The organism is Microcella sp., assembly GCF_033763155.1.
Lineage (GTDB): Bacteria > Actinomycetota > Actinomycetes > Actinomycetales > Microbacteriaceae > Microcella.
Genome location: NZ_JANRKZ010000211.1, coordinates 1 through 2,327 on the forward strand (window position 1 = coordinate 1; position 2,327 = coordinate 2,327).

The 2,327-nt window shown below is 67.8% G+C and carries 2 protein-coding genes; one reads left to right on the forward strand and one right to left on the reverse strand.

Features of this window, described 5'->3' with window-relative positions; translation table 11 throughout:
* A partial coding sequence (locus SFU54_RS09110) for an amidohydrolase (RefSeq protein WP_319015965.1) occupies nt 1–1,734 on the forward strand: 1,734 nt, incomplete at its 5' end.
* A 52-nt stretch (nt 1,735–1,786) separates the two neighbouring features.
* Here SFU54_RS09110 and SFU54_RS09115 read toward each other — a convergent pair.
* Nucleotides 1,787–2,125: a hypothetical protein gene (locus SFU54_RS09115; RefSeq protein WP_319015966.1), complete on the reverse strand. Its 339-nt coding sequence runs from the start codon at nt 2,123–2,125 to the stop codon at nt 1,787–1,789.
* Between the last annotated feature and the right edge of the window lie 202 nt (nt 2,126–2,327).

The window sequence follows — 2,327 nt, forward strand, 5'->3', positions numbered from 1 at the left end:
GTTGTCGACGGCCGCATTGCGGCGGTGGATGCTGACCTCAGTGCCTGGCGCGGCCCCGACACCGAGGTGGTCGATCTGGCGGGCGGGATGCTGCACGCGGGTTTCGTCGACGCGCACATCCATCCCATCCAAGGCGGACTCGAACGGCTCGGCTGCGACCTCAGCGAGGGCTCATCGGCCGAGGACTACGCCCGGCTCATCACCGCATACGCCCAACTCAATCCGCCCCGCGGCTGCGATGCCTCGCGCGCCTGGATCACGGGCGGCGGCTGGGCGATGAGCGCCTTCGCCGGCGGCACGCCCTCCGCCTCCGAGCTCGACGCGATCGAGCCCATTCGCCCCGTCTTTCTCTACAACCGCGACCACCACGGCGCGTGGGCCAACTCGGCCGCGCTCGCCCTCGCGGGCATCACCGCCGACACCCCTGACCCCGCCGACGGTCGCATCGAGCGCCTGCCCGACGGTTCACCGCAAGGAACCTTGCACGAGGGTGCGGCATCGCTCGTCGCCGCGGTCGCTCCCGCCGCAACGCCCGATGACGAGTTTGCCGCGCTGTTCGAAGCGCAACGCTACGCGCACTCGTTCGGCATCACGGCGTGGCAGGACGCCATCGTGGGCGACTACTTCGGCGCGAGCGACACCGCGCTCGTCTACCGCCGCGCCCTCGCGGAGGGGCGGCTGACGGTCGACGTCGTCGGCGCCCTGTGGTGGGATCGCGCTCGCGGCGTTGAGCAAGTGCCCGAGCTCGTCGCGAAGCGCGAGGCGCACGCGGCTGAACTCGGGCCCGGGTATTCCGAAACGCCGCCCCGATTCCGGCTCAGTGCCGTCAAGATCATGGCCGACGGGGTCGTCGAGAACGGCACGGCGGCGATGCTCGAGCCGTACCGGGGAGAGGCGGGCGAGAGCGAGCATCCGACCGGCATCGCGTTTGTCGGCGGTCAGGCGCTCACCGACGCGATCATGGCGCTCGACGCCGCCGGCTTCAGCGCCCACGTGCACGTCATCGGCGACCGCGCGGTGCGCGACGCCCTCGACGCCTTCGAGTCAGCGGCGGCCACGAACGACTGGGCCTCGCGCCCGTCGACGGATGCCCGTCGCCACCACCTCGCCCACCTGCAGTTCGTGCACCCCGACGACGTGGCGCGTTTCGCCGCGATCGGCGTGACCGCCAACATGCAAGCGCTGTGGGCGTGCAACGAGCCGCAGATGCGCGAGCTCACGGTGCCGATCGTCGGCGCCGAGCGCGCGGAGACGCAATACCCGTTTGCGAGCATCCTGCACGGCGGAGCTCATGCCCCGCGTGTCGGTGCCGGTGACGGCAACGCCGGTGAGGGCGCCGCGGCGACGGATGCTCGCCCGCGCCTGTGCGCCGGCAGCGACTGGCCCGTCTCCACCCCCGACCCGTGGCAGGCCATCCACGTGGCGGTGAACCGCACCCTGCCCGCCGACGACCCCGAGCACGACCCCGAGCCGCTGCTCGTGCACGAGGCGCTCACCCTCTCCGAGGCGCTCGACGCCTACACCGCGGGCTCGGCGTTCATCAACGGGCGCGGGCCGGGCGACGCGCTCGTCACCGGCGTCATCGAGGTCGGGGCGGTCGCCGACCTGGCCGCGACCGATCGCGACCCGTTCGCGGGGCCGGCGGAGAGCATCCACGCGACGAAGAATGTCGGCACGTGGGTGGCGGGCCGCCGCGTTTTCTCCTCGGTATTCGAGGCGCAGGATCCGCGGTGATGAACGCCAACGCAATTCGAGAAGGCGTTCTCCGGGCGGCCTTTTCTAGCAGTTAGTAGTAGCAACCCTTCTGGGCCCAGTCGATGTTCGTTGCCGTGATGTAGGTCGCATTCGCACTCTGCATGGTGGATACAAAGGATCGAATCCGATAGACGGCATTTCCAGTCCAGGACGTGCCCTGGTTGTTGCTGGAACTGACCCAAACGTTGTGAGACGTTCCGAAGGTTGTCCTGCTGTTTGTGAAGATGCCCGCACCGTTGCAGCTATGTGAGCCGAGGTTTTGGGTGATCGCGCTGGCCGGGCTGGCACCGCCAAGCACGATGACGATTGCGACGACAACGGCGGCCAAGCCTGATCTTGTCGGTGAATTTTTCATGGTCGTTTCTCCCATAGATTGGATGTTGGAGGAAAGCTCGTGAGACGATGTTGAGCACACTGTCGACGATTTGTCGGAAAGGCAATCATGGTCTCTAGGGTCCTTAAGCGAATCATTCGTCCAGCTCAAGTGACCGCGACGGTGGGTTTGATTTCCCTTGCTTTAGCTGGGTGCTCGGCTGGAGCTGTTTCGAACGCCGTTGATCCCGCCGGTTCGA

What these genes read in the sequence shown, in the direction of transcription:
- SFU54_RS09115 (WP_319015966.1), bottom strand. Translation starts at nt 2,125, where the DNA reads ATGGGAGAAACGACCATGAAAAATTCACCGACAAGATCAGGCTTGGCC.